This is a genomic window from Streptomyces sp. R41, assembly GCF_041053055.1.
Classification (GTDB): domain Bacteria; phylum Actinomycetota; class Actinomycetes; order Streptomycetales; family Streptomycetaceae; genus Streptomyces.
The window spans coordinates 7,296,215-7,322,650 of sequence record NZ_CP163443.1 but is presented as its reverse complement, the minus strand read 5'-3'; the positions used below and the strand labels follow the sequence as shown (position 1 = coordinate 7,322,650).

The following is a 26,436-nucleotide window of genomic DNA, read 5'->3' as shown; positions in this document are numbered from 1 at the left end:
CCTCCCGTTACTCTGGGTTGTCCGCGAGGGATCTCGCCGCCCGGACGCAGTGGGCGAGTGCCTTGCGGGCGAAGTCGGGGGAAGCTCCCGCGAGCCCGCACGACGGAGTGACCGTGACCGCCTCCGCGAGAAGTCCCGGATTCAGCCCCAGCCTGCGCCACAGCGTCCTGACACCCATGACGCTACCGGCAGGGTCTGACAACGGGCCGTCCACGCCGGGGACGACACCGGCGAAGAGCCGGGTACCGCCTTCCACGGTTTCACCGATCGCGTCGTCGTCACGCTCGGTGAGCAGTGCGAAGTCGAAGGAGATCGCCGCGACGCCCGCCCGGCGCAGGAGGGCGAACGGCACGTCCGGTGCGCATGAGTGGACCACGACAGGGCCGCCTCCGTGAACCCCGATGACGTCCCGCAGCGTTGACTCGACGAGCTGGCGGTCCACGGCCCGGTGGGTCCGGTAGCCGCTGGCGGACTTGACCTGCCCGCGCAGTACGTCGATGAGCGACGGCTCGTCGAGCTGGAGGACGATCTGGGCACCGGGGACGCGCCGCCGCACCTCGTCGAGGTGGAGCCGCAGCCCCTCGGCGAGCGACCCGGCGAGGTCCCGGTACGCACCCGCGTCGGAGAGGGCCACCTCGCCGTTCTTCAACTCCAGCGCGGCGGCGAGCGTCCAGGGACCGACGGCCTGCACCTTCAGCGGGCCCTCGTACCCCTGCGTGAACTCCTCAACGGCGTCGAGGTCCTCCCCCAGCCACGACCGGGCCCGCTTGGTGTCCCGCCCGGGCCGGTCCCCGATCCGCCAGCCGCTGGGCTCCACGCGCGCGTACAGCTCGACCAGCATCCCGGCGGTCCGCCCGATCATGTCCGCCCCGGGCCCGCGCGCGGGCAGCTCCGCGAGGAACGGGAAGTCCTCGCAGGACCCCACGACCGTCTTGGCGGCCTCCCGCGCGTCACCACCCGGCATGGACCCGATGCCGGTGGCGGAACCGAACCTGAACTCGCTGTTTTCGCTCACCCCGGAAGCGTACGTAACGCTCCGGGCCACAGCTCAGGCACGCCGGTAGGTGCTGTGGCGCGCCAAGAAGTCCAGCAGCCTGCCGGGGGCCGCGACCTCGAGATTGTTGCGGAAGCGGCTCCACTCCCAGGCGATGTCGGTGCCGCCGTGGAAGCTGCCGCCGCCGATGAACTCGCCGTCGCCGTCCAGCAGGGCGACGGTCAGGCTTCCGAGGCAGCGGCAGATGTCGTCGAGAAACACGCCGGTGGTGGTCAGCTCGCGCAGTTCGGTGAGGGGTGCCGGAGCGAACCCCTCACCCACGACCGAGCGCTCGGCGAGCGGACGGCCCTCGCCGCCGGCGAGCAGTGCGGCGGCCTCCGTGCGGGCCCAGGTGTCGTCCGGCCACGCACGGATCTCGTCCCCGCTCGCCGAGACCGGCATTCTCGGCTCCCTCAACGCCCCGGTCGCACCGTCAGGTCGTTGACCTCCGCGTCGCGCGGCAGATCGAGGGCCAACAGGATCGTGGTCGCCACGGACTCCGGGTCGATCCACTTGGAGGCGTCGTAGTCCTTGCCCTCCTGCTGGTGGACCTTGGCCTGCATGGGGCTTGCCGTGCGGCCGGGGTAGACGGAGGTGACGCGGACCCCGTTCGCGTGTTCTTCGTGGCGCAGGGAGTCCGCCAGGGCCTTGAGGCCGTGCTTGGAGGCGGCGTACGCGGACCAGTCGGCGTGGGCGGCGAGGCCGGCGCCGGAGTTCACGAAGACCACGTGGCCCTGGGCGACCCGGAGTTGGGGCAGGAAGTGGCGGGTCAGCTCGGCGGGGGCGATCAGATTGACGTTGAGCTGGTGGCGCCAGGCCTTCGGCGTCAGCTCGCCCACCGGACCGAGGTCGACCACGCCCGCGATGTGCAGAAGGGAGTCGATGCGGTCGGGGAGCGTCTGGTGCGAGAACGCCCAGGAGAGCCTGTCCGGGTCCGCCAGATCGCCGACCAAGGTCTTCGCCCCGGGGAACTCGGCCGCCAGCTCCTTCGCGCGGCCGGCGTCGCGCGCGTGCAGCACGAGTTCGTCCCCGCGCGCGTGCAGGCGGCGGGCGACGGCCGCGCCGATGCCGGAACCGGCCCCAGTGATCACATGTGTAGCCATGCCCGCCATGCTCGCATCACGGGGTGCCCTGGCTCCGCTCCAGGTCGCGTCACCTGGTGTCGCGGCTCTCCTCCAGGTCGCGTCACCGGGTGCCGTGGCTCTCCTCCAGGTAGGCCAGCGCGCCCACCGGCTCCTCGGCGAAGAAGACCAGGTCGGTGAGGGGCCTGGGCAGGAAACCCTCGTCCTCCATGCGCCGGAACTGCTCTTTCAGGCCGTCGTAGAAGCCCGCCGTGTTGAGCAGCACCACCGGCTTGTCCGTCCTGCCGTGCTTCTTCAGCTCCAGGATCTCGGTCGCCTCGTCCAGCGTCCCGGTGCCGCCCACCATGATCACGACGGCGTCGGCCTTCTCCAGGAGCAGCGCCTTTCGCTCGGCAAGGTCACGCGCGATGACCATCTCGTCGGCGCCCGTGCGGGCCTTGGCCGCCAGGAAGCCCACGGAGACGCCCAGAAGGCGCCCGCCGGCCTCCTGCACGCCGTCGGCGACCACCTTCATCAGTCCCACGTCCGAACCGCCCCACACCAGCGTGTGGCCCCCCTTGCCGAGGAGTAGGGCGAACTCCCGCGCGGGGCGCGTGTAACGGTCGTCGAGGTCGGCGGCGGACAGGAAGACGCAGATATTCATGCGCTCACCGTACGCGGGAAGAACCAGGGCCCCGCGAGTGCTTTCCTGGTATGGCTGAAGGACACACGATCACCATCGAGCAGGTCACACAGCACGTACGCGTCGTGCGCGGCGACCAGGTCCTGGCGGAGAGCGACCGGCCCCTGGTGCTGCGCGAGACCGGCTGCCCTGTGCGCTATTACCTCCCGCCCGAGGACGTCCGCCTGGACCTGCTGACGGCCTCGGACACCCACACGCACTGCCCCTTCAAGGGTGATGCGTCCTACTGGTCACTGCCGGACGCTCCCGACCTCGTCTGGTCCTACCCCGACCCCAAGCCGGACGTCGCCCAGATCAAGGACCACCTCTGCTTCTACGAAGTGGAAGTGTCATGACCGATTAGTTCCGTGCCCTGCGGCAGTCTCCACAGGCATGGACAAGAAGACCATCTCGCGCGACGGAACCCCCATCGCGTACGAACGTCACGGTGACGGCCCGGCGGTCGTCCTGGTCGGCGGCGCCATGTGTACGGGCGCCACGCTGGCGCCCCTGGCGGCGGCCCTCTCCGACCGATTCGGCGCCGTCACCTACGACCGCCGGGGGCGCGGCGACAGCGGCGACACCGCGCCCTTCGCGGTGGCCCGTGAGGTCGAGGACATCGCGGCCCTGATCGACGCGTCCGGGGGCAGCGCGGCGCTCTACGGCATCTCGTCGGGCGGCGCGCTGGTCCTGGAGGCAGCGGCGAGCGGACTGCCCGTGAGCAAAGTCGCCGTCTACGAGACGCCGTTCGCCGTCCACGAGGGCGGCGGCAAGGAGCGCCGCGAGTACACGGAGCGGCTGACCGAGCTCCTCGGCCAAGACCGGCGCGGGAACGCCGTCGAACTCTTCATGACGCTCGCCGGCACTCCCCCGGAGATGATCGCGGGCGCCCGCCAGTCCTCCGCCTGGCCGGACATGGAGGCGATCGCGCCCACGCTGGCGTACGACAACGCGGCGATGGGCGACGGCCTGGTGCCCCGGGACCGGCTGGCCTCGGTCGCTGTGCCCGTGTTCTCCGTCGCCGGCGGCGCGAGCCCCGAGTGGCTCCGGGAGGCCGCCCGTGCCATCGCGGAGGCCGCACCCGAGGGGTCGTACCGCACGCTGGACGGCCAGACCCACATGGTGGACCCTCAGGCCCTCGCACCGCTCCTGACGGAGTTCTTCGGCGAAGCCGGTCAAGGAACCGGCCGATGAAGCCGGCTAGACGGACGCCTTCGCACGCGTGGTCGTCGCGATCGTCGCCGAGCCGACCACGCGCGTGCCCTCGTACAGGACGATCGCCTGGCCGGGGGCGACGCCGCGGACCGGCTCGGTGAAGGAGACCTCCAGGGAGCCGTCGACGAGCTCTGCCGTCACCGTCGTCTCGCCGCCGTGGGCGCGGAGTTGGGCGGTGTACGTGCCGGGACCGGTGGGGGCGGCGCCGCACCAGCGGGGCTTGACGGCCGTCAACGCGCTCACATCGAGGGACGCCACCGGGCCGACCGTCACCGTGTTGTCGACCGGTGAGATGTCCAGGACGTAGCGCGGCTTGCCGTCGGCGGCCGGGGTGCCGATGCGCAGGCCCTTGCGCTGGCCGATCGTGAAGCCGTACGCGCCCTCATGGGTGCCCAGCTTCGCGCCGGACTCGTCGACGATGTCGCCCTCGGACTTGCCGAGCCGGCCCGCCAGGAAGCCCTGGGTGTCGCCGTCGGCGATGAAGCAGATGTCGTGGGAGTCCGGCTTCTTGGCGACGGCGAGGCCGCGGCGCTCGGCCTCGGCGCGGATCTCGTCCTTCGTGGTGACCGTGTCGCCGAGCGGGAACAGCGCGTGGGCGAGCTGGCGGTCGTCGAGCACCCCGAGGACGTACGACTGGTCCTTGGCCATGTCGGAGGCGCGGTGCAGCTCGCGTGTGCCGTCCTCGCGGACGATCACCTTCGCGTAGTGGCCGGTGCAGACGGCGTCGAAGCCGAGCGCCAGCGCCTTGTCGAGCAGGGCGGCGAACTTGATCTTCTCGTTGCAGCGCAGGCAAGGGTTCGGGGTGCGCCCCGCCTCGTACTCGGCGATGAAGTCCTCGACCACGTCCTCGCGGAAGCGCTCGGCGAGGTCCCACACGTAGAAGGGGATGCCGATCACGTCCGCCGCGCGGCGGGCGTCGCGCGAATCCTCGATGGTGCAACAGCCACGCGCGCCGGTCCGGAACGATTGCGGGTTGGCGGAGAGCGCGAGGTGTACGCCCGTCACGTCGTGGCCTGCTTCCGCCGCCCGGGCGGCGGCTACGGCGGAGTCCACTCCACCCGACATGGCGGCGAGGACGCGGAGAGGTCGCTGCGAGGTGTCAGTCATAACCCCTCCAGAGTACGGGGCTGTGGGAACCGAAGCCCGCGAGTATCCGTTGAAGATCGCATGGGGGAGAAAAAGGGCGGGGACACCGACCGGCGCATCGGACGCCGGGCGCTGCTCATCGGCGGTGTGGCGGCCGCCGTGGGCACGGCCGCACTCGCGCGGGACGAGCTCGGGCACCTGTGGTGGCGGCTGCCCGGCGTGGAGAAGCCGCGGGTGGCGGGCGCGGTCGACTTCCGGGGCGCCCAGTGGGTGGCGGCGTCGGGGGCGAACTGGCGGCGCGCGGACCGGCCCGACGACTACTCGATAGACCGTGTGATCATCCATGTCACCCAGGGCGGTTTCGACAGCGCGGTCAAGGCCTTCCAGGACCCGGGGCACGGCGCGGCCGCCCACTACATCGTCCGCAAGGACGGCCACATCACCCAGATGATCCGCGAGCTGGACGTGGCGTTCCACGCGGGGAACCGGGAGTACAACGAGCGGAGCGTCGGCATCGAGCACGAGGGTTTCGTCGAGCGCGCCTCGTCGTTCACGGACGCCATGTACGCGGCCTCGGCGCGGCTGACCGCCGGGATGTGCGGCCGGTACGGCATCCCCGTCGACCGGAAGCACATCATCGGGCACGTGGAGGTTCCGGGCACGGACCATACCGACCCGGGGCCGTACTGGGACTGGGACCGGTACATACGGCTCGTACGTGAGGCACGCACGGCGAAGGCCTGACCCGGCCCAACGGTGCCCGACCCCGCGTACGGCGCCGGGCCCCGCCGGGGTGTCTAGCTGAGCCCCGCCGTGCGCGCCCGTTCCACCGCCGGGCCGATCGCCTTCGCCACCGCCTCGACGTCGGCCTCCGTGGAGGTGTGGCCGAGGGAGAAGCGGAGGGTGCCGCGCGCGAGGTCGGGGTCCGTGCCGGTGGCGAGGAGGACGTGGCTCGGCTGGGCCACGCCCGCCGTGCACGCCGAGCCCGTGGAGCACTCGATGCCCTGTGCGTCCAGGAGGAGCAGCAGGGAGTCGCCCTCGCAGCCGGGGAACGTGAAGTGCGCGTTGGCCGGCAGACGGCCCGCACTGGCCGGGTCCCCGCCGAGAATCGCGTCGGGCACGGCCTTGCGTACGGCTTCGACCAGGTCGTCGCGCAGGGAGCCGATCTCGCGGGCGAACCACTCGCGCTGCTCGGCGGCGAGCCGTCCGGCGACGGCGAAGGACGCGATCGCGGGCACGTCCAGCGTGCCGGAGCGCACGTGGCGCTCCTGGCCGCCGCCGTGCAGTACGGGTACGGGGCTGTACTCGCGGCCGAGCAGCAGCGCGCCGATGCCGTACGGGCCGCCGATCTTGTGGCCGGACACGGTCATCGCGGCGAGGCCCGCGGCGGCGAAGTCGACGGGGACCTGGCCGAAGGCCTGGACGGCGTCGGAGTGCAGCGGGACGCCGAACTCGGCGGCGGCGTCGGCCAGTTCGCGGACCGGCAGCACGGTGCCGATCTCGTTGTTGGCCCACATCACCGTGGCGAGGGCGACGTCGTCGGGGTTTCGGGCGATGGCCTCGCGCAGGACGTCCGGGTGGACGCGGCCGTACGCGTCGACGGGCAGGTACTCGACCGTGGCGCCCTCGTGTTCGCCGAGCCAATGGACGGCGTCGAGGACGGCGTGGTGCTCGACGGGGCTCGCGAGGACGCGGGTGCGGGCCGGGTCGGCGTCTCTGCGGGACCAGTACAGGCCCTTCACCGCGAGGTTGTCGGCCTCGGTGCCGCCGGAGGTGAAGACCACCTCGCTGGGGCGTGCGCCGAGGGCCTCCGCCAGGGTTTCGCGGGCTTCCTCGACGGTTCGCCGTGCGCGGCGGCCGGCTGCGTGCAGCGAGGAGGCGTTGCCGGTGATGCCGAGTTGGGCGGTCAGGGCCTCCGCCGCCTCGGGGAGCATCGGGGTGGTCGCGGCGTGATCGAGGTAAGCCATGGTGAGCCCGATTCTACGGGCCCGCGCTCGACGGTCTCGGCCCCCTACGGGTGGTCGTACGCCTGACCGGCACCCGGGGTTGGTGACGCGCCTTCCCTGCGTCGGGGTTGGGCCCTTGTGCGACGCACCCGGCGCCGCAGGCTGTGCCCATCCTCGAGCGCCAGCGGTACCTCTAGAAGTTCCAGGACACCGTGCTGTCGAACTGCATGAAGGCCAGCAGGACGAGCAGGTCGGCGATGCCGAGACCCAGGCCGAGGAAGGCGCGACCACGGCGGGTGGTGCCGCGCCAGAGGGCGACGGAGGCGAGGGCGATGGCGATGGGGCCCAGGAAGATGTTGAGGACCAGGAGGCCGAGGAGGCCCAGGATGAAGGAGGCGACGGCCATGCCGTCGGCGTCCCGGGCGGCGGTCCGGCGGGCGGGGGTAGCGGTGAGTTCCATGATGTGGGTCAGCTCCCAACGATCAGTTGGTTGACGAATGGCACCAACGGTCAGTTGGTGGAGGTGTGACACCGACGGTCAGCTGGTGGTCTGGCGCCGGCGGGCGTTGCGCTCGCGGACCGCGAAGATCGCGAGCCAGATACCGATGACGGCGGCGACGACGAGGGTGACGGGCAGCGGCGCGTGGGCCACGGAGCCCATGACGACACCCAGCAGCAGGAGGGCGGCGACGAGGAACAGCATGAGATACCTCTCGTGGAAGTCTCGATGTCCCGACCCCGGGATCGATGCCTCGACGGTGAGGCCCGATTGTTTCGGGGACTTGACGGCTCAGTGAACGGTTGTAGTAACACGTGTTCACTGACTCCTGAGTCTAGCGCGTCGCCCGGCTTTCCAATTACAGAGAACAGTTGTTAACTGCATGGCATGAGTCACACTCTCGGCATCCGACAGGCCCAGAAGCAGAAGACCCGACAGGCGCTCCTGGACGCGGCGTTGGGACTCCTGGAGGACCAGAGCCTGAGCAGCCTGGGTCTGCGCGAGGTCACCCGCGCCGTCGGAGTGGCCCCGACCGCCTTCTACCGGCACTTCCGCTCGACGGCGGATCTCGGCGTGGCGCTGGTCGAGGAGGCGCTCGGCAGCCTGCACCCGATGATCGAGCACACGGTGTCCGCGACCGGGGACAGCAACGAACGCATCGCGCGTGCCGTCGGCCTGATCGCCCGCCACGTCGAGGCGTACCCGGCGCACGTCCGCTTCATCGCGCGCGAGCGGCACGGCGGCGTCCAGCCGGTGCGGGAGGCGATCAGGGAGCAACTGGCCCGTTTCGCCGAGGAGGTGAAGGTCGCACTGGCCGAACACCCCGAGTCGAAGGGGTGGAGCGACGACGATCTGCTGATGCTCGCGGGCCTGTACGTCGACCACATGCTGATGGCGGCCTCGGCGTTCCTGGAAGCGCTGGAGGGCTCCGATCAGGAGCGGGAACGCGTGGCCTGCGTGACGAGCCGCCAGATGCGGCTGATCAGCATCGGCCGCCACAACTGGCTGGGGTGACACGCCCCGTTACGACCGGCCGGCACGACACGCGTGCGCGGCGCGCCCGTTCACCGAGCGCGCCGCCCATCCGCGTACGTCGGTCGCCTGTGCAGGACCGTCACATGTCCACGGCCGTACGACGTCCTGGATCAGCCCTGTGCCTGCTGCCCCTGTCCGCCCTGCTGCCCGCCGCCGGGGCCACCGCCACAGCCGCCCTGACCGCCGCCCATTCCGCCACCGGGACCGCCGCTCGGCATGCCCGAGGGGTTGCCGGACGGCGCCTTCCCGGTGGGCATGTCCGACGGCGTGCCGGACGCACCGCCCGTCGGCATACCGGAGGGCGCACCGCTGGGACGCCCGGACGGGCCCCCGCTCGGCATGCCGGACGGCCGCTGACAGTTCTGGCCGGAGTTGCCGCTGTTCGAGGACGACGAGGAGTCGCCCGAGCCGCAGGCCGCGAGCAGCGGCGAGAGCGCCAGCAGGGCGACGGCGGGGACAAGTCGCGCACGACGGTTCATGAGGGTAACTCCCAGTCAAGTCACGAGGCCGGTTTATGAAAGCCGGATGAGCGGGGAGCCAGAGCACCAGATCCACGTAGGGCCGCGCTGTGCCGAAGCTGTGCTTTGCTGTGGATCAACGGCCCCCGCGCGGGGCTCGATCCCCCTCGTACACCGCGCTGATGGCGGCGGCCGCCCCCGCCAGCTCCGCCCGTACCTCCGGCGGCTCCAGGACCTCCACCGTGTCCCCGAAGGCCAGCAGGGTGCGGGCTTCGCGGATGAAGCCGTACGACAGCCGGGCGAGGACCCACTCGCTCGCGCCGTCGTCCTCGGGCAGCGCCGAGAGCGAGGCGGCGTTGAGACGCAGGAACATGTCGAGGCGGGAGCGCTGTACCCGAACTGTGACATCGAGACCGCCCGGACGTTCCTCGACCTGGCGCCGCAACACCTCCCAGATGTCACCCAGTTCGACGCCCGGGCGCCGCTTCACCGGGTCCGGCAACGGGGTGGCCGTCCGCACCCGGTCCGCGCGGAAGAGTTGCGGCTTGCCGCGCCGGTCGGCGACCAGGTACCAGACGCCGGCCTTGGACACGAGCCCGTACGGGTCGACGGTGTACGTGCTGGGCTCGGCGTCCCCGCTGTGCCGGTAGCGCAGCCGCAGCCGACGGTCGCTGAAGACCGCGTCCTGCAGCACCTCCAGGTCGACGGCCCGTTGCGGACCGCCCTTCCAGCGCGTCGCGTCCACCAGGATGCGGCGGCTGGTGACCTCGGCGGCGGGCCGGTGCGGCGCGGGGAGCGCGGCCATCACCTTGCGCAGCGCCGAGCCGAGCGCCGCGTCCAGGCCGAGTGCGGCGTGCGCGCCCTGCGCGGCCAGGATGAACAGCGCGCGGGACTCGTCGGCGGTCAGCCCCGTGACGTCCGTACGGAACCCGGCGAGCAGTTCGATGCCGCCGTGCCGCCCGCGCTCGGCGTAGACCGGGACGCCGGAGGCGGACAGGGCCTCGACGTCCCGGTAGATGGTGCGCACCGACACCTCGAGACGGTCGGCGAGTTCGTGGGCGGGGACGCGGCCGCGGGTCTGCAGCAGCAGGAGGATCGAGAGCAGGCGGTCGGACTTCACGCCCTCAGGATCGCGCCCGTCGAAGCGCCGGGCAAATGTTGACGGAAACTGTCAGGTTATGCGGCGAACGTGGGGGCACACCGCCACACGGAAGAGGTCAGCCATGAACGCCATGAACACCGCGAACGCCATCGACCCGCGCCCCCCGTACACCCGCGCCGCCGAGCAGATCGCCGCACTGGTCAAGACGGTACGACCGGAGCAGCTCAACGCTCCGACTCCGTGCGCAGACTTCGACGTACGGACCCTGCTGTCGCACATCGTCGGCGGCACCCGCCGTATCGCCGTGATCGGCGAGGGCGGCGACGGGCTCGCCGTCCTGCCGTTCGCGGACGGCGTCGGGGACGACGGCTGGCCGGCCGCGTACGACGACGCCAGGACCCGGGCCCTGAAGGCCTGGGCGGACGACGCCCGCATGGACGCGCCGGTGCGCGTGCCGTGGGGCGAGGCGCCGGGCCGCAACGCGCTCTGCGGGTACGTCATGGAGGCCGTCACCCACACCTGGGACCTGTCCGAATCCCTCGGCCGGCCACACGAACTCGACCCGGAACTGGCCGAGTTCGCGCTCGCGATCGCCCACCGCCTGCTGCCCGACGGGCAGCGCGACGACGAGGAGCTGCCCTTCGACTCGGCGGTGCCGGCCCCCGAAGGGGCCGACGCCTACGGGCGGTTGGCGGCCTGGCTCGGCCGCCGACCCCTCAGCCCAGCCTGACCCTGGCCAGCTGCCGGGACTGCGCGACCAGCCGGTCCGCGCTGTCCCACACCTCGGCATCCTCCTCCAGGAAGCCGCCGGCGAGGTTGCGGGTGGTGATCGACACCCGCAGCGGGCCGGGTGCCGGACGGGAGCGCACATGCACCGTCAGCTCGACGGTCGGCACCCAGCCGGACAGGCCGATCTCGAAGGCGGTCGGCGGCAGGGCGTCGACCGCGAGGAGCAGCGAGAGCGGGTCCGGGTCGCGGCCGTCGGCGAGCCCGAACCAGGCCCGCATCTCGCCCTTCCCGGACGGCGCACCGAGCGCCCAGCCCAGGGTCGACGGGTCGAGCTTGAGGAACAGCCGGTCGGCGATGGCCGAGCTGCCGGGTACCGGAGCGGGTGCGTCCTGGGGGCCGAAGCACTGGTCCATCGGCGGGATCGCGGGCGGTTTCGCGGTCGTACGGACGTCGTCGGGCAAGGTGCCGAGATCGCCGTAAGAGGCGAGGACGCGGATCCGCTCGACCTCGCGGCCCTCTTCGTCGTACTGGAAGAGCGACGCCTGGCCGGTCGAGAGCGTCCGGCCCGTGCGGACGACGTCCGTGCGGACGACGGCCGGTCCCGGCTGGGACGCGGTCAGGTAGTGCGCGGAGATGGTGAACGGGTCGGAGTGCGGCAGGGCGTCCGCGAGCGCGCGGCCCAGGACGGCCAGCAGATATCCGCCGTTGACGGCGTTGATGATCGTCCACCCGGCGGAGAGGTCGATGTCGTAGACGCCGGGTTCGCGCAGGGTGACCGCGGTGTCGCGGTCGAACTCGCTGTCGCCGATCGTGGCCCGTACGGCCTGTACCGAAGCTGCTTCTGGCATGCCTGAACGGTACAACAGGAAATTACTAAGCGGTAGCTTTTACTGTTTCGGCCATGTGACGTCCCCCTGCCTCTCCGCCCCCCGTCACTCCGTCACTCCGGCGCCCCGGCGCCCCGACGCCCCGACGCCCCGACGCCCCGACGCCCCGACGCCCCGGGTGAGGATCAGGCAATTTCTTGGTAAGTGTCCGTTATGGACCGTGACCAATCGCCTCTGTCTCTCCTCTGAACTGACATGAGCCTCACCGGGACGCCGTTCCTCTTCACCGCGATCGCGCTGTTCGCCCTCGCCCTCGTCCTGCCCCTGGCCCTCTGGTCCCGAGTCCGCGGCCCCGCGCCCGTGCGCAGCGCCGCCCGGCTGCTGATGCTGCTGTTCACCCAGGGCACCGCGGTCACCCTCGTCTTCGTCCTCGTCAACAACGCCAACAGCCTGTACGACAACTGGGCCGACCTCCTCGGCACGGGCAACCACGTCCAGCAGGCCGCCGACCTCGGCAGGGACGGCACCGGCGGGATCGCGCTCAAGCAACTGCCGAAGGTCCGGCAGACGTTCGCCCAGGCCGACGGTCCCGGTATGCACCAGGCGGGCGGGGTGCGCGTCACCCAGCTCAAGGGCCGGGTGTCGGGGGTGAACGCGGAGGTCTACGTCTGGCTGCCGCCGCAGTACCACGAAGCCGCCTACCGCCACCGGAAGTTCCCGGTCGTCGAGCTGCTGCCGGGCTACCCGGGCTCGGCGAAGGCATGGTTCGGTTCGCTGAAGGTGCACGAGCAACTGCTGCCGATGATGCGCGCCGGACAGGTCGCGCCGTTCATCCTGGTCGCGCCGCGCACCACGCTGCTGGCCAAGGTGGACACGGGCTGCGCGAACATCCCGGGCACGGTGAACGCCGACAGCTGGCTCAGCATCGACGTGCCGAAGATGGTGACGGACAACTTCCGCGCCGAGGCTGCCCCCGACGGCTGGGCGACCGCCGGCTACTCGGCGGGGGCGCACTGCGCGACGAAGCTCGCCGTCGCCCACCCCGACCGCTACCGGGCGGCGGCGAGCCTGTCCGGCTACAACGACCCGATCGGCGAGCGGAAGTCGCTCGCCGCGCAGAGCCTGGTGCTGCGCCGGCAGAACAACCCCTACCTGCTCCTGCGCGGCTACCGCACCCCGCCGCGCGTCGCGCTCTACTTCTCCGGCGAGTCCGGCGACGGCTATCAGGCGGGCGCGGCGCTCCAGCAGATCGCGAAGCCTCCGACGACCGTGGACGTGGTGCTGCTGCCGAGGAGCGCGGGCGGCCACGACATGGGGCTGTGGCGGCCACAGGTCCCGGAGGTGTTCCGCTGGCTGACCCAGCAGATCGGCACCGGCGCGAAAGGAGCCAGGACGACTACGGGGTCTCCGGCTCAGTTGCCGTCGAGCGACGGTGCCAGGCACGCGGCGCTCGCCAGTGATACCGCATCGCGAGCAGCCTCAGAACGAAGCCGGTGACCACCGCGAGCCCGCTGGTGAACGGGGACAGCACGTCGTAGCGGATGCACAGCACGACCATCGTGGCGCCCACCATCGCGGGCACCGCGTACAGGTCGCGGTCCCAGCGCAGCAGCGAGGGCACCTCGTTGGCGAGTACGTCGCGCAGTACGCCGCCGCCGACCGCGGTGGCGAGGCCCAGGGCGGCCGACTGGGGCAGGCCGAGCCCGTACTCGTAGGCCTTCGTGGTGCCCGCCACGGCGAAGAGGCCGAGCCCCGCCGCGTCGAAGACGTTGACGGCGACCTGGATCCGCTCCACCTCCGGGTGGAGGAAGAAGACGAGCAGGGCGGCGAGCAGCGGGGTGGTGAAGTAGCCGAGGTCGGTGAACGCGGCCGGGGGCACGGCTCCGATGATCACGTCCCGGAACAGCCCTCCGCCCAGCGCCGTGACCTCGGCGAGTACGGCGATGCCGAAGACGTCGAAGTTCTTGCGGACGGCCAGCAGCGCGCCGGAGATCGCGAAGACGAAGATCCCCACGAGGTCGAGCACATGCTGGACGGAGGGGCTGAACAGTTCCTGAAGCACCCGAACATTCTCACCCGCCGACGGGCGTGCACCTTACAAAGCAAGGTCCGCGGCAGGCGGTACGGCAGACAGCAGTGGCGGTACGGCAGACAGTACGGCCTACACCACGGGCTTGCCGGTCGTGTAGATCCAGGTCCGGAACAGGTCGTCGAGCTGCCGGCCCGAGATCTTCTCGGCGAGCTTGATGAAGTCCGCGGTGTTCGCGTTGCCGTAGCGGTGCAGCTTCGTCCAGGCGGGCAGCAGCTTGAAGAAGGCGGTGTCGCCGATGCGTTCGCGCAGCATCTGGAGCGTCATCGCGCCGCGCTGGTAGACCGCGGAGGCGAACATGGTGTCGCGCTGCGGGTCGGCGACCGTGATCTGCCAGAAGGCGGAGTCCGCGGGCCGCGCGTTGTACCCGGCCACGAACGAGTCGTGCGCAGAGCGGATGCCCTTGTGCTCGGACCACAGCCACTGGGCGTAGGTCGCGAAGCCCTCGTTCAGCCAGATGTCCTTCCAGCGCTCCACCGAGACGGAATCGCCGAACCACTGGTGGGCCAGCTCGTGCACGATGGTCGTCTCGGAGCGCACGGCGGAGTACGCGGGCTTCGACTGGACCTCCAGCGAGAAGCCGGCCTCCGGCATGTCGTCGACGATCGCGCCGGTCTCCTCGAAGGGGTACGGCCCGAACACCTGCGACCAGTAGTCGGTGGCCTCCGCCGTGACGCCGTACACGTCGACGCTGTTGCTGTTCGCGAGCACCGGGTCGATGGCGACGTAGATGGGTGTGCCGGCCGGTGTCGTGCCCGTCTTCACATCGAACTTGCCGATGGTCGCGGTCGCGAGATACGTGGCCATGGCCTTGTTCTCGCGCCAGTGCGTGACGGTCTGGCCGCCCTTGTCGTACGTCGATATCAGGCGGCCGTTGGAGACACCGGTCAGGCCCTTCGGGGCCTTGATGCGGATGTCGTACGTGGCCTTGTCGGACGGGTGGTCGCTGGACGGGAACCAGGTGGAGGCGGCGTTGGGTTCGCAGGCGACGAAGACGCCGTCGGTGGTCTTCATCCATCCGTAGTCGGAGCCGAAGACGATGGGGCCGTTGAGGGGCTCGGGGACACCGCCGTAGGTGACGGTCACCGTGAAGGTCCGGCCCTTCGGCAGCGGGCCGCGCGGCGTGATGTGGATCTCGTCGCCCGCCCGTGTGAAGTCGGCTCGTCTGCCGTTCACTTCGACCTTCGTGACGTCCAGCTTCTGCAGGTCCAGGTCGAAGGCGGAGAGGTTCTGGGTGGCGCGTGCCGTGATCGTCGTGCGGCCGTCGAGGCGGTCGGTGTCCGGATTGTACGCCACGTCGAGGTCGTAGTGGCGGGCGTCGAAGCCGCCGTTGCCGAGCTGCGGGAAGTACGGGTCGCCGATGCCGTCGGCGCCCGGGGTCGGGGCGGAGGAGGCGGCGATGAGGAGGAAGGAGGCCGCCGCGGTCGCGAGGGCTCCTAAACGTGCCGAACGGGAGAGTGCCATGAGCGTCCCTTTCGAACGTGTTCCGAACTAACGGACACGCGAGACTCTGCACTCTCCCGTACGAGCATGTTCATGACTTTGCCAAGTCGTCATGGCCTACTTGCCGGTTGACTCCTGACGATCAGCTTCCGCGGCGTCGGCCTTCGCCTCGGGGGCTTCGGCCTCGGCGGACGCTTCCCCGGCTTCGGCGGAGGCGTCGGCCTCCTCGGCTTCGGTCTCCGCTTCGGCGGAGGCGTCGGCCTCCTCGGCTTCGGTCTCCGCTTCGGCGGAGGCGTCGGCCTCCTCGGCTTCGGCCTCGGCAGGTGCCTCCTCGTCGGCAGGCGTCTCGTCGTCGGCAGCCGCCTCCGAGACCTCCGGCTCAGCAGCCTCCGGCTCCGCAGTCTCCTCGGACGCCTCGGGCTCCTTCGCAGAAGACTGCGCCGGAAGCACCAGCTCCACCGCCTCCTTCGCCGCCGACAGCAGCACCGTGTCCTGGGGCGCCTGGTCCTCGGCGTTCTCCGGGTGGTGGCAGGCGACCTGCTGACCGGGCTTCAGCTCAAGCAGCAGGGGCTCGGTCGTCTTGCAGATCTCCGTGGCCTTCCAGCACCGCGTGTGGAAGCGGCAGCCGCTCGGCGGCGAGATCGGCGAGGGCACATCGCCCTTGAGCAGGATCCGCTCGCTCTTGGTGCCCCGGCGCTTGGGGTCCGGCACCGGCACGGCCGACATCAGGGCCTTGGTGTACGGGTGCATCGGCGCCTCGTACAGCGAGGTGCGGTCGGCGAGTTCGACGATCTTGCCGAGGTACATCACCGCGATGCGGTCCGAGACATGGCGTACGACGGAGAGGTCGTGCGCGATGATCACGTACGTCAGACCGAGCTCGGACTGCAGGTCGTCCATCAGGTTCACGACCTGCGCCTGGATCGACACGTCCAGCGCGGAGACCGGCTCGTCCGCCACGACCAGCTTCGGCTTCAGGGCGAGCGCGCGGGCGATGCCGATGCGCTGGCGCTGACCGCCGGAGAACTCGTGCGGGTAGCGGTTGTAGTGCTCGGGGCTCAGGCCCACCAGCTCCAGGAGCCGCTGGACCTCCTTCTTCACGCCGCCCTCGGGCTCCACGCCCTGGAGCCGGAAGGGCGCCGAGACGATCGAGCCGATGGTGTGCCGGGGGTTCAGCGACCCGTACGGGTCCTGGAAGATCATCTGGATGTCCCGGCGCAGCGGGCGCATCTTCCCCGCGCTGAGCGAGGTGATGTCCTGGCCCTCGAACTCGATGGTGCCGCCGGTCGGGTCCTGGAGGCGGGTGATGACCCGGCCCATGGTCGACTTGCCGCAGCCGGACTCGCCGACGACGCCCAGGGTTTCGCCCTTGCGGACCTCGAAGTCGATGCCGTCGACCGCCTTGACCGCGGCGACCTGGCGCTGGAGGACACCCTTGCGGATGGGGAAGTGCTTCTTCAGCCCCTGCACCCGGAGCAGGACCTCGCGCTCGTCCGAACCCTTCGCGGAGTCCGCGCGGTCCTCGGCGGCCGCTGCCTGCTGCGGGATGACCGCGTCGGCGGCGTCCGTTTTCTTTGTCTCACTCACAGCTTCGGCGCAATCTCTTCGGTCCAGATCCGCGTACGGTCCTCCTGCGAGAGGTGGCAGGCGGTGTAGTGCCCGCTGCCGACCAGCTGCAGTTCGGGGCGCACGGTACGGGTGACATCGCCCTTGGGCAGGTCCGCGTACGGGCAGCGCGGGTGGAAGGCGCAGCCCGAAGGGACGTTGATGAGGCTCGGCGGCTGGCCCTTGACCGGGATGAGCCGGTCGGAGGTCTCCCGGTCGATGCGGGGCATCGAGCCGAGCAGACCCCAGGTGTACGGGTGCTGCGGCTGCTCGAAGATCGTGTCGACCGGACCGCGCTCCGCGCACCGGCCGCCGTACATCACCAGGACCTCGTCGGCGATCTCGGCGACCACGCCGAGGTCGTGGGTGATGAGGACGACCGCGGAGCCGAACTCCTTCTGCAGATCCCGGATGAGGTCGAGGATCTGCGCCTGGACGGTGACGTCGAGGGCGGTCGTCGGCTCGTCGGCGATGAGCAGCTCGGGGTTGTTGACCAACGCCATCGCGATCATCGCGCGCTGCCGCATACCGCCGGAGAACTCGTGCGGGTAGCTGTCGGCGCGCTTGGCGGGCTCGGGGATACCGACCCGGTCGAGCATCTCGATGGCCCGCTTGCGCGCGGTCTTCTTGTCGACCTTGTGGTGGACGCGGTACGCCTCCACGATCTGGTTGCCGATCGTGTAGTACGGGTGCATCGCCGAGAGCGGGTCCTGGAAGATCATCGCCATCTCGCGGCCGCGGAGCTTGCGCACCTCGTCCGGGTCGGCGTTCACCAGTTCCTTGCCGCCCAGCCAGATCTCGCCGGACATCTGGACGTTCTTGCCGCGCGCGCCGAGCCGGTGCAGGCCCATGATCGCCAGCGAGGTGACGGACTTGCCGGAGCCCGACTCGCCCACGATGGAGAGGGTCTTGCCCTTCTCCACCGAGAAGCTGAGCCCGTCGACGGACTTGACCAGACCGTCGTCGGTCGGGAAGTGCACCTTGAGGTCGCGCACTTCGAGGAAGGCGCTCGGCGCGTCCGACGGGGCGGAGACGGGCTCGCCGACCGCGGCGCCGGTCTTGGACAGTTCGGTCACGAGAGCCTCACCCGCGGGTCGGCGGCGGCGTACAGCAGGTCCACCAGGAGATTTGCGATCACTACGAAGAAGGCGGCGAGCAGGGTCACGCCGAGGATCTTGGGCAGGTCGTTGTCGGTGATGCCATCCACCGCGTACTCGCCGATGCCGTGCAGCGAGAACACGGTCTCGGTGATCACGGCGCCGCCGAGCAACAGGCCGAGGTCCATGCCGAAGACCGTGATGATCGGGGTGAGCGCAGCGCGCAGTCCGTGCCGGACCACCACGTTGCGCTCCCGCAGTCCCTTGGCTCGGGCCGTGCGGATGAAGTCCTCGTTCATCGTCTCCAGCATGCCCGAGCGGGTGAGCCGCGCGTAGATGGCGGAGTACAGGAGCGCGAGTGAACACCACGCGGGGAAGAGCGTGTTGGCCCACTGCGCGGGGTTCTCGGTGAACGGGACGTAGGTGCGGCCGAAGATCGGCCACTGGTAGGTGAAGAGGAGGAGCGCCAGGTTGCCCGTGAAGAACATGGGCAGCGAGACACCGGCGAGCGCGACGCCCATGAAGCTGCGGTCGAAGAACGAGCGCGGCTTCAGCGCGGAGATCACACCGACCGTCACACCCGAGATCAGCCACAGCACGGCGGCGCCCCCGGCCAGCGAGAGGGTGATCGGAAGACGGGAGGTGAGCTCCGGCCAGACCGCCACGTGGTCCTTGAAGGAGTAACCGAAGCAGGGTGCGTCGCAGTGCACCGTGGTGGGGCCCAGGTTGTAGGTGGCGCCGCCCACGATCCCCTTGATGAAGTGCCAGTACTGGACGTACAGGGGCTGGTCCAGACCGAGGTTGTGCTTGACCGCGAGGATGTCGGCCTTCGACGGACTCTTCCCGATGTACTGCTGCGCCAACTGGTCGGCGGTCTGGCCGGCCATCCGTGGCAGCAGGAAGAAGATGGCGAAGGTGACCGCGGAGACGACCAGCAGCAGGATCACTGCCGCTACCGTCCGACGGAGGATGTACGAGATCACGGGGATCGGCGCTGGTGCCCGCGGGCCGCGAAGCCCGCGGGCACCAATGCCTTCACCTGCCTTCCGGGGCTGCTACTTCTTCGTGGTGCCGATGTTGAGGTAGTCGTACTGACCGCTGAAGGCCGCCGTGGAGACCACGTTGGTGGCGTTCTGCGGGCGGGCCAGCAGCACCTTGAAGTAGGTCAGCGGGACGAGGACGGCGTCGTCCATGGTCTGCTTGTCGATCTGGGTGTAGAGGCTGTTGCGCTCAGTGGTGTCCTGAGTGCCGATCGCCTTCGCCAGGAGAGCGTTCACGTCCTTGTTGTCGTACTGCGACAGGTTCGTGTTGCCCGACTGGCTGATCGCCTTGCCGTTCAGGATCTGCTGCAGGAAGCCGTAGCCGGACGGCCAGTCGGCACCCCACTGCATCATGATCAGACCGATGTTGTTCTTCTCGGTGAACTTCGGGACACCGGCGTAGTCGGTGAAGTACTTGCCCGACGGGTACTGCTTCAGGCTGGCGTTGATGCCGACCTTCTTCAGCGAGTTGATGATCGCGGTGGCCGCGTCGATCTCCTGCGGGCGGTCGCTGCGCGCCGAGATGTTCGTGCTGATCTTCGACTTGCCGCAGGCCTTCAGCTGCTCCTTGGCCTTGGCCGCGTCGCCCTTGCTGCCGGTGGACGCGTAGACGTCCGACTTCTCGTAGCCCGGGATGTCCGGCGGGAGAACGGTGGAGGCGATGTCACCGCGGATCGGGCCGCCCTCGGCGGTCTGCACCGAGACCTTGTCGATCGCGTACTGCACGGCCTTGCGGCACTCGACCTTGTCGAACGGCTTCACCTTGGTGTTGATCGCCATGTAGACGAGACGGCCACCGTAGGTGTTGTCCGTGCCCGCCTTCTTGTCGGCGGAGGCGAGCACCTGGGCCTGGGTCGCGGCCTGGACACCCGTACCACCGAGGTCGATCGCGTCGCCGGCCAGGACGTCCTTGTCGATCGTCTCGGCGTTGACCTTCAGGTTGACGACGATCTTGTCCGGGTACTGCTTGCGCAGCGGGTCGGTCTTCGCGTCCCAGTTCTCGTTGCGGACGAGGACGGCCTGCTTGCCCTCGGAGTAGCTCTGGAACTTGTAGGAACCCGAGGAGACGATGTTCTTGACGTAGTCGACGCCCTTGTCCTTCGCCTGGGGCACCGGAGCCGTCTGCGGCGCCGCGACCAGGTAGTCGAACTCCTGGAAGGCCTGGTTCAGGTGGAAGACGACGGTGGTGTCGTCCGGCGTCTCGATCGACGACAGGCCCTTGGCGCTCTTGTCCTTGTAGGGGCCCTTGTACTTGTCGCCGCCGGCCATGAACTGCTGGAAGTAGTTCGGGCCGAGGGAGAGCACGTCACGCGCGAAGTTCGAGCGCTCGACGGCGTACTTGACGTCCTTCGACGTGATCGCCGAGCCGTCCTGGTACTTCAGGCCCGTACGCAGCTTGTACGTCCAGGTCTTGCCGCCGTCGCTCGGAACGCCCTTGCTCGCGGCGAGGTCCGGGACGAGGGTGTTGCCCTTCTCCCCGGCGCCGGGCTGGAACGTCATCAGCGGGCGGGCGTACAGCCGGCTGAAGTTGTACATGTACGCGTAGTACGTGTTGCCGGGGTCGAAGGAGTCCGGGACATCGGACAGCTCGTAAGTGACCGTGCCCCCCTTCTTCGTGGAGGCGTTGACGACATCCTTGGTCGCTGCGTTGGCCCCAGCTGATTTGGTGTTGTCGTCGTTCTTGTTGTCATCGGCCTTGCTGCAGCCTGCGAGAAGCAGGCTCACGGAGCCGATGGCCGCAACTGCGGCCAGCGCTGACCTTCGCATGATGGTCGGGTTCCCCTCCATTGTCGGAAACTTGATGGGCTCTCGGTTCGCGGCCGGACTCAGCGGCTGCGCGGGTCGAGAGCGTCGCGGAGACCGTCGCCGAGCAAGTTGAACGCCAGCACGGTCACGAAGATGGCGAGGCCAGGCACGATCATGTACTGCGGATCGACCTCGTAGAAGGTGACCGCCTCCCTGAGCATGCCGCCCCAGGACGCCTGCGGGGGCTGGATGCCGACCCCCAGGAAGCTCAGGGACGCCTCGAAGAGGATGTTGGTCGGGATGAGCAGCGTCGAGTAGACGATGATCGGGCCGACCAGGTTGGGCAGCAGCTCCCGGAAGAGGATGTACGGGCCCTTGGCGCCCATGCCCCGGGAGGCGTCCACGAATTCCCGCTCGCGCAGGGCGAGCGTCTGGCCGCGGACGATCCGGCCCAGGTAGGGCCAGTTGAAGAAGCCGATGACGAAGATCAGCACGCTCAGGTGGAGCGGGAGCCCTTCGAGGCCGAACGCGCCGCCCTGCAGGGTGGCGGAGATGGAGATGGCGAAGAGCAGGAGGGGGAAGGCGAGGAAGGTGTCCATCAGGCGGCTGATGATCGAGTCGACCCGGCCGCCGTAGTAACCCGCGACGACGCCCATGATCGCGCCGATCACGTTCGACAGGATCGTGGCGCCGAAGGCGACCACCAGCGACACCCAGGAGCCCTCCAGGATGCGGGTGGCGATGTCGCGCCCGAACTTCGGGTCGACACCCAGCGGGTGATCGGCGCTCATCCCGCCAAGGTCGCCCTTGGGGAGCGAGGTGTTGGGATCGATCAGATCCTGGTGGAACGCGTTCGGGTCCAGCCCGAACATCGCCTGGATGGGCCGCGCGAGCACGGCCACCAGGATGAGCAGCACGACAATGACACCGCCGGCGACCGCCACCTTGTCGCGCTTGAAGCGCGTCCAGGCGATCTGTCCCAGGGAACGGCCCTCGATCTGCCCCTTGTCGACTCCGGCAAGCACGGCCTCAGGCTGTGCTTCCGTTGCCGCCCCGGTGGTCTCGATCGGTGCGGTCACAGTGACCCGACCCCTCTGACCGGTGGTGACCGGCCTACGCCCGCCGCTGTCTGCGGCTTGGTTCACTTGCATGCCGGGAGGGACCGCAGATGGTGCGGAGTGGTTTCCCGGCTGATCCTTCGACTTGCACTCGCTCACAGGATCGATGACCCCATGTCTGACAGGGGAGTCTTCAGTGCCCGCACGATCACGTGCCAGGTCTGATGGAGAAAGTATGCGCAACCGTGATGCGGTTAAGGGGATTCCGTTATCCGAACAGTGGGTAACGCGGGCCGGACAGGGGGCAGTTGGGTCGAAAGGCCCCACGAGGCACCCTTCCGGCGTATGTCGTCCTCAAAGCGGACATCCAGCCCGTACGTCCACTCCCGCGCAGGTCAGCCGCGAGGCGCGGGCGGCGCGACACGGCCGTACGAGGTCATGATGACAGCCGGGCCCGATCCGGGCTCCCCCGGCCCCGGTCCCCGGTCAGTAGCCGCCGCGGGCCGGCGGATAGCCGTAGCCGCCCGCCATCGGTGCCTGCGCCGGAGCCGCGTGCGCCTCGCGGTCGTAGAACGGCCGGGCGTTGGCCCGCAGCCACATCGCCACCGGGTCGTACTCGTCGGACATCGCGACGGTCGAGACGGGCAGCCCGTCCGGGACCGCGCTGATGGACTGCTGCATCATCGCGCGCACCGAGTCGACGGCGGGCGGCGACGTGTCGTACACGTCAAGGCCGATGGCCAGATACGGCGCCCCGAGCGCGGGCTGCACCCAGGCGCGGCGCAGCGAGCGCACGGCCGAGGTGCGGTGCGCGTTCTGCGAGAGGAGCGCGTAGAACTGCGGGATCTCGATGCCCGGTTCGGAGAGCCGGAGCGGGCCCGAGGGCTGGCGCTCCAGTCCGGTGGCGATGCGGCGCAGGTCCAGCCAGGGGATGCCGACGCCACCTCCCGGGGCGTGCGGGTTGAGCCAGAGGCCGAAGTGGTCGGGGTACAGGGTGCGGGCGACGTCTAGGCCGTCGACGACCTCGTACGAACGGTTCCAGCCGCTGGCCGAGAGCTCCTGGGCGGAGGTGACACAGGGCGCGTACCCGAAGCCGTCGACCTCCATGTTCCCGTACTGGGCGTCCGGGGAACCGGCCTGGCCGTGCCAGAGCAGCATCCAGACCTGGCCGGACGACGGGGTCGCGAGCGCGCGAAGGAGCGCCTCGTAGGCGTCGTAGCGCCCGGGCGTCACCTGGCGCAGCATGTGCTCGACCTGCCCGGCCGCCGCCGTGCCGCTCGCGCTCACCCTTTACCGCCCTTCGAGAATCCTGGCCCCTGGATATGAAACCAGCTTAGGTGGCTCGGCCGACAACAACCGCCCAAGAGCCCGGGGCTTGTTGTCGACACGCGAGTGCGGGTCGCTCGTGGCTGGTCGCGCAGTTCCCCGCGCCCCTTTCGGGGCGCTCCTAGTGGGCCTGCTGATAGAAGGGCCGCACCTGGGCGCGCATCCATTCGCCCACCGGGTCCTGGGCCACGTCCAGGAGGACGAGGTTCACCGGCCATTTCACCTCGGCCCTGCCCAGTGCGCGGCCCAGCGCCTCCATGGGCAGCGTCCGCAGGTCCCCCTCCCACTGGGAGAGTTCGACGCCGATGAACATGACCGGGTCGGCGGTCTCGATGGCGGCCAGGCAGCGGCGGGCGGTCAGCACGACGCCGGTCTCGGCGAACTCGGCCGAGGCGGCAGACAGGAAGTCCACCGGGTCCTCCTGCCAGTCGGGCTCGAACAGCCGCACCCGGCCGCCGCTCGCGGGCCCGTCCAGCGGGGTCCGCCCGGCCCGGCACAGCTCGGCGACGGCGAGCGGCGGCAGCGGTACGCCGACCACGCCATCCGGGTTCACCGCGATGCCGACCTGCGGGGGCAGACCGCGGGCGAACTCGACGGCGGGCGCGATCGTGTACGACATGTGGCCGCCGGTGACCTGGCGGAACTGCTCCTCGGAGCTGAAGACGGGGACGTACGCCTGGCCCTCGATCTCCAGCGTGGGAAGGTCGAGCGGGCCGCTCCGCGGGCCGCCCCCGTTCGGCAGGGGCACCCAGACGAAGCTGCGGCCGAGGACCTCGACGATGCGGGCGCCGGCCGAAGGCACGCCGAGGGAGGCCGACAGCACCTCCTCCAGTTCGTTGCCTGGCCATCCGCCGTGCGGATGGGGGTGCGCCTGTGCCGGGAAGTCGGGGAAGTCCATCTGTCTACCGCCTGCTGTGAACCGCTGTTCGGGTGCTCCGGTGTTCCGGCTGGCAAGGTTAGTAGGCTCATGCGACCATCTCGCACGCCTGTTTCGTACGACCTTTGAGTCGTCGGCTCGTAGGGTCCTTCAGCGGCCGAAGTCGATCCGGCGCAGCACGTCCGCCGCGTCCCGGTCGATGAGGACCGCCGAGCCGCAGCCCTCCGGCAGGTCGCCCTTCTCGACGGAGCGCAGCAGCCGGGTGACCGCGCCGCGGTGGCGCGCGAACGCGTACCGCGAGACGCCGCGGCCGCGCTCACGCTGACCCTCGAGGGCGGCTCCCGGCGTGACGTCGAGCAGCAGCAGATGCAGCGCGCCGCCCCGCCGCCGGGCCTCGCGGGCGAGCCAGCGGCGCACCCAGGCCTGCGTACCGCAGTCGTGCACGACGACTCCGGCGCCGGAACGCAGGGCGCGGCGCAGCCCCGCGTAGTGCGCGAGTCGGACGAGGGGGCGGTAGACCGCGTACGGCAGCCAGCGGGCCATCCGGCCGTCCCAGCGGTCGCGGGTGTCCTGGGAGTCGATGCGCGCCCCCGTGACGGCCCGGCGCATCAGCGTCGACTTGCCGCTGCCGGGCAGTCCGGTGACCACGACGAGGTCGAGCGCCCCGAAGTGCAGCCCGTGCGGGCTGTGTCCCGCGCGGTCCCTGAGGTCGCGGACGACGGCCGTCGGGAGCGGGCCGCACGCCTCCCGGGCCGGGGCGCCGGGCTGCTTGGGCAGCGCGATGCCCGAGGTCGTCGCGTACGCCGTGGTCCTGTTCACCGTGATCGTCCTCCCCTTGGGTCTGGAGTCCCATCCCCGTCGAGTGTAAAGAGAAGGTAATGCGCGGTGCTTCTTGTTTCCGTATTCGGACTGCCACAGGCGGGTTACAGATGCGGACTGCCGGGATCGGACGGCGCGTGCAATGATGTGCCCGCCAACTGCATACCGGCCGCTTGAATCCGCGCGGGAGAGTTCCCGGTCACGTACGACGTGCCGGGGCGCCGAAGGAGCAAGTCCCTCCCTTGAATCTCTCAGGCCCCGTTACCGCGCGGGCGAGGCACATCTGAAAAGCGGGCCGCTGACCAGTGGCTCCACCCAAGGTGCAAGTCAGGACCACCGTTTCGCGGGGTCGTGATGAACCTCTCAGGTTCCGATGACAGATGGGGAGGAACGACCTCGCCGTCATGCCTTGGGAGCCCCAACCGATGAGCAGCAACGCACCCCGTCACACCGCGCTCGATGCCCTGCATCGTTCGCTCGGCGCGACGATGACCGACTTCGCAGGCTGGGACATGCCCCTGCGCTACGGCTCCGAGCGCGACGAGCACCTCGCCGTCCGTACGAAGGCCGGTCTCTTCGACCTCTCGCACATGGGCGAGATCACCGTCACCGGCCCGCAGGCGGCCGAGCTCCTGAACCACGCCCTCGTGGGCAACATCGCCTCCGTCGGCGTCGGCCGCGCCCGCTACACCATGATCTGCCAGGCGGACGGCGGCATTCTCGACGACCTGATCGTGTACCGGCTGGCCGACACCGAATACATGATCGTCGCCAACGCCTCCAACGCGCAGATCGTGCTGGACGCCCTGGTGGAGCGGTCCGCGGGCTTCGACGCTCTCGTGCGCGACGACCGTGACGCGTACGCGCTGATCGCCGTGCAGGGCCCCGAGTCCCCCGGCATCCTCAAGTCGCTCACCGACGCCGATCTGGACGGCCTCAAGTACTACGCCGGTCTGCCCGGCACGGTCGCGGGCGTCCCGGCGCTGATCGCGCGCACCGGCTACACCGGCGAGGACGGCTTCGAGCTGTTCGTGTCCCCTTCGGACGCCGAGAAGCTGTGGCAGGCGCTGACCGAGGCGGGCGCCCCGGTCGGGCTCGTCCCCTGCGGCCTGTCCTGCCGTGACACGCTGCGCCTGGAGGCGGGCATGCCGCTGTACGGGCATGAGCTGAACACCTCGCTCACCCCCTTCGACGCGGGGCTCGGGCGGGTCGTGAAGTTCGAGAAGGAGGGCGACTTCGTGGGGCGCAGCGCCCTGGAGGCCGCCGCCGAGCGCGCCGCCGAGAACCCGCCGCGGGTGCTCGTCGGCCTGATCGCCGAGGGCCGTCGCGTCCCGCGCGCCGGGTACCAGGTCGTCGCCGAGGGCAAGGTGATCGGCGAGATCACCTCCGGCGCCCCCTCCCCCACGCTGGGCAAGCCGATCGCGATGGCGTACGTCGACGCCGCGCACGCCGCTCCGGGCACGGCCGGGGTCGGTGTGGACATCCGGGGCAGCCACGAGCCGTACGAGGTCGTGGCGCTGCCCTTCTACAAGCGCCAGAAGTAGAGACTGAGCGCGGTCCAGAAGTAACCAAAAGCGACACCGCGCACTTCTTCCCTGCTCACCAGCAGGTCCAGCAGTCCCCCATTCACCAGCACTCCCCCGCGTACAGGAGAATTCAGGCC

28 protein-coding genes and 1 riboswitch are annotated in these 26,436 nt (G+C 70.0%); of the genes, 7 read left to right on the top strand and 21 right to left on the bottom strand.

The window, feature by feature from the left end; genetic code table 11:
- Positions 1 to 7: 7 nt before the first annotated feature.
- The 4 genes from AB5J53_RS33510 to AB5J53_RS33495 all read right to left on the bottom strand — a co-directional run bounded on the left by AB5J53_RS33510 (position 8) and on the right by AB5J53_RS33495 (position 2,758).
- A complete protein-coding gene (locus AB5J53_RS33510; protein WP_369249348.1) occupies positions 8 to 1,015 on the bottom strand; it encodes a methionine synthase in 1,008 nt (335 codons plus the stop codon).
- Positions 1,016 to 1,048: 33 nt separating this feature from the next.
- Positions 1,049 to 1,435 carry a hypothetical protein gene (locus AB5J53_RS33505; protein ID WP_369249347.1) on the bottom strand — a complete coding sequence of 129 codons (387 nt, stop codon included), beginning with the start codon at positions 1,433 to 1,435 and terminating at the stop codon, positions 1,049 to 1,051.
- Between the two features lie 11 nt (positions 1,436 to 1,446).
- On the bottom strand, positions 1,447 to 2,145 hold the full coding sequence (locus tag AB5J53_RS33500) for an SDR family oxidoreductase (protein WP_369249346.1): 699 nt from the start codon (positions 2,143 to 2,145) through the stop codon (positions 1,447 to 1,449).
- 73 nt (positions 2,146 to 2,218) lie between these two features.
- Complete coding sequence (locus AB5J53_RS33495) at positions 2,219 to 2,758, bottom strand: TIGR00730 family Rossman fold protein (RefSeq protein WP_369249345.1); 540 nt, start codon at positions 2,756 to 2,758, stop codon at positions 2,219 to 2,221.
- A 50-nt stretch (positions 2,759 to 2,808) separates the two neighbouring features.
- Here AB5J53_RS33495 and AB5J53_RS33490 point away from each other — a divergent pair, with 50 nt between their 5' ends.
- Entirely contained in the window at positions 2,809 to 3,132 is a 324-nt protein-coding gene (locus AB5J53_RS33490) for a DUF427 domain-containing protein (protein WP_369249344.1), read from the top strand.
- A 37-nt stretch (positions 3,133 to 3,169) separates the two neighbouring features.
- On the top strand, positions 3,170 to 3,970 hold the full coding sequence (locus tag AB5J53_RS33485; RefSeq protein ID WP_369249343.1) for an alpha/beta fold hydrolase: 801 nt from the start codon (positions 3,170 to 3,172) through the stop codon (positions 3,968 to 3,970).
- Between the two features lie 6 nt (positions 3,971 to 3,976).
- Here AB5J53_RS33485 and mnmA read toward each other — a convergent pair whose 3' ends face one another.
- The gene (gene mnmA / locus AB5J53_RS33480) at positions 3,977 to 5,098 is read right to left on the bottom strand and encodes a tRNA 2-thiouridine(34) synthase MnmA (protein ID WP_369249342.1); all 1,122 of its coding nucleotides are present in this window, start codon (positions 5,096 to 5,098) and stop codon (positions 3,977 to 3,979) included.
- A 60-nt stretch (positions 5,099 to 5,158) separates the two neighbouring features.
- On the opposite strand from mnmA, the gene AB5J53_RS33475 reads away from it, so the two are divergent.
- Positions 5,159 to 5,821 (top strand): N-acetylmuramoyl-L-alanine amidase, encoded by a 663-nt coding sequence (locus AB5J53_RS33475; protein ID WP_369249341.1) that lies wholly within the window; start codon positions 5,159 to 5,161, stop codon positions 5,819 to 5,821.
- Between the two features lie 53 nt (positions 5,822 to 5,874).
- Here AB5J53_RS33475 and AB5J53_RS33470 read toward each other — a convergent pair whose 3' ends face one another.
- From AB5J53_RS33470 to AB5J53_RS33460, 3 genes are all read right to left on the bottom strand, one after another.
- Positions 5,875 to 7,044: a cysteine desulfurase family protein gene (locus tag AB5J53_RS33470; RefSeq protein WP_369249340.1), complete on the bottom strand. Its 1,170-nt coding sequence runs from the start codon at positions 7,042 to 7,044 to the stop codon at positions 5,875 to 5,877.
- Between the two features lie 172 nt (positions 7,045 to 7,216).
- Complete coding sequence (locus tag AB5J53_RS33465; protein ID WP_369249339.1) at positions 7,217 to 7,483, bottom strand: DUF4190 domain-containing protein; 267 nt, start codon at positions 7,481 to 7,483, stop codon at positions 7,217 to 7,219.
- A gap of 78 nt (positions 7,484 to 7,561) precedes the next feature.
- Complete coding sequence (locus AB5J53_RS33460) at positions 7,562 to 7,726, bottom strand: hypothetical protein (protein ID WP_369249338.1); 165 nt, start codon at positions 7,724 to 7,726, stop codon at positions 7,562 to 7,564.
- Between the two features lie 183 nt (positions 7,727 to 7,909).
- Here AB5J53_RS33460 and AB5J53_RS33455 point away from each other — a divergent pair, with 183 nt between their 5' ends.
- A complete protein-coding gene (locus AB5J53_RS33455; protein WP_369249337.1) occupies positions 7,910 to 8,536 on the top strand; it encodes a TetR family transcriptional regulator in 627 nt (208 codons plus the stop codon).
- 131 nt (positions 8,537 to 8,667) lie between these two features.
- On the opposite strand, the gene AB5J53_RS33450 is transcribed toward AB5J53_RS33455, so the two are convergent.
- Positions 8,668 to 9,036, bottom strand: coding sequence for a hypothetical protein (locus AB5J53_RS33450; protein ID WP_369249336.1), 369 nt, complete (start codon positions 9,034 to 9,036; stop codon positions 8,668 to 8,670).
- A 115-nt stretch (positions 9,037 to 9,151) separates the two neighbouring features.
- Positions 9,152 to 10,135, bottom strand: coding sequence for a helix-turn-helix transcriptional regulator (locus AB5J53_RS33445; RefSeq protein WP_369249335.1), 984 nt, complete (start codon positions 10,133 to 10,135; stop codon positions 9,152 to 9,154).
- A gap of 112 nt (positions 10,136 to 10,247) precedes the next feature.
- Between AB5J53_RS33445 and AB5J53_RS33440 the strand changes: the two genes are divergently transcribed.
- Positions 10,248 to 10,847 carry a TIGR03086 family metal-binding protein gene (locus AB5J53_RS33440; RefSeq protein WP_369252625.1) on the top strand — a complete coding sequence of 200 codons (600 nt, stop codon included), beginning with the start codon at positions 10,248 to 10,250 and terminating at the stop codon, positions 10,845 to 10,847.
- Here AB5J53_RS33440 and AB5J53_RS33435 read toward each other — a convergent pair.
- Positions 10,834 to 11,694, bottom strand: a complete 861-nt coding sequence (locus AB5J53_RS33435; protein WP_369249334.1) for a thioesterase family protein — start codon at positions 11,692 to 11,694, stop codon at positions 10,834 to 10,836. The genes AB5J53_RS33440 and AB5J53_RS33435 overlap by 14 nt on opposite strands.
- 234 nt (positions 11,695 to 11,928) lie before the next feature.
- Between AB5J53_RS33435 and AB5J53_RS33430 the strand changes: the two genes are divergently transcribed.
- Positions 11,929 to 13,170, top strand: coding sequence for an alpha/beta hydrolase (locus tag AB5J53_RS33430; RefSeq protein WP_369249333.1), 1,242 nt, complete (start codon positions 11,929 to 11,931; stop codon positions 13,168 to 13,170).
- Here AB5J53_RS33430 and AB5J53_RS33425 read toward each other — a convergent pair.
- The 10 genes from AB5J53_RS33425 to AB5J53_RS33380 all read right to left on the bottom strand — a co-directional run bounded on the left by AB5J53_RS33425 (position 13,070) and on the right by AB5J53_RS33380 (position 24,779).
- Positions 13,070 to 13,735 carry a trimeric intracellular cation channel family protein gene (locus AB5J53_RS33425; protein WP_369249332.1) on the bottom strand — a complete coding sequence of 222 codons (666 nt, stop codon included), beginning with the start codon at positions 13,733 to 13,735 and terminating at the stop codon, positions 13,070 to 13,072. The two genes, AB5J53_RS33430 and AB5J53_RS33425, sit on opposite strands and share 101 nt — an antisense overlap.
- A gap of 99 nt (positions 13,736 to 13,834) precedes the next feature.
- Complete coding sequence (locus AB5J53_RS33420; RefSeq protein ID WP_369249331.1) at positions 13,835 to 15,226, bottom strand: M1 family metallopeptidase; 1,392 nt, start codon at positions 15,224 to 15,226, stop codon at positions 13,835 to 13,837.
- 96 nt (positions 15,227 to 15,322) lie between these two features.
- Positions 15,323 to 16,792, bottom strand: a complete 1,470-nt coding sequence (locus AB5J53_RS33415; protein WP_369249330.1) for an ABC transporter ATP-binding protein — start codon at positions 16,790 to 16,792, stop codon at positions 15,323 to 15,325.
- Complete coding sequence (locus tag AB5J53_RS33410; protein WP_369249329.1) at positions 16,789 to 17,886, bottom strand: ABC transporter ATP-binding protein; 1,098 nt, start codon at positions 17,884 to 17,886, stop codon at positions 16,789 to 16,791. The genes AB5J53_RS33415 and AB5J53_RS33410 overlap by 4 nt, the downstream gene beginning before the upstream one ends.
- Positions 17,883 to 18,890, bottom strand: a complete 1,008-nt coding sequence (locus tag AB5J53_RS33405; RefSeq protein WP_369249328.1) for an ABC transporter permease — start codon at positions 18,888 to 18,890, stop codon at positions 17,883 to 17,885. The genes AB5J53_RS33410 and AB5J53_RS33405 overlap by 4 nt, the downstream gene beginning before the upstream one ends.
- 72 nt (positions 18,891 to 18,962) lie before the next feature.
- Positions 18,963 to 20,735 carry an ABC transporter substrate-binding protein gene (locus AB5J53_RS33400; protein ID WP_369249327.1) on the bottom strand — a complete coding sequence of 591 codons (1,773 nt, stop codon included), beginning with the start codon at positions 20,733 to 20,735 and terminating at the stop codon, positions 18,963 to 18,965.
- A 38-nt stretch (positions 20,736 to 20,773) separates the two neighbouring features.
- Positions 20,774 to 21,772 (bottom strand): ABC transporter permease, encoded by a 999-nt coding sequence (locus AB5J53_RS33395; RefSeq protein WP_369249326.1) that lies wholly within the window; start codon positions 21,770 to 21,772, stop codon positions 20,774 to 20,776.
- A gap of 465 nt (positions 21,773 to 22,237) precedes the next feature.
- Positions 22,238 to 23,038, bottom strand: coding sequence for an enhanced serine sensitivity protein SseB C-terminal domain-containing protein (locus AB5J53_RS33390; protein ID WP_369249325.1), 801 nt, complete (start codon positions 23,036 to 23,038; stop codon positions 22,238 to 22,240).
- A gap of 160 nt (positions 23,039 to 23,198) precedes the next feature.
- Positions 23,199 to 23,975: an enhanced serine sensitivity protein SseB gene (locus AB5J53_RS33385; protein WP_369249324.1), complete on the bottom strand. Its 777-nt coding sequence runs from the start codon at positions 23,973 to 23,975 to the stop codon at positions 23,199 to 23,201.
- A 129-nt stretch (positions 23,976 to 24,104) separates the two neighbouring features.
- A complete protein-coding gene (locus tag AB5J53_RS33380) occupies positions 24,105 to 24,779 on the bottom strand; it encodes an AAA family ATPase (protein WP_369252623.1) in 675 nt (224 codons plus the stop codon).
- Between the two features lie 168 nt (positions 24,780 to 24,947).
- Positions 24,948 to 25,050, top strand: a riboswitch (glycine riboswitch).
- 148 nt (positions 25,051 to 25,198) lie between these two features.
- Between AB5J53_RS33380 and gcvT the strand changes: the two genes are divergently transcribed.
- Complete coding sequence (gene gcvT, locus AB5J53_RS33375) at positions 25,199 to 26,317, top strand: glycine cleavage system aminomethyltransferase GcvT (protein WP_369249323.1); 1,119 nt, start codon at positions 25,199 to 25,201, stop codon at positions 26,315 to 26,317.
- Positions 26,318 to 26,436 lie beyond the last annotated feature (119 nt).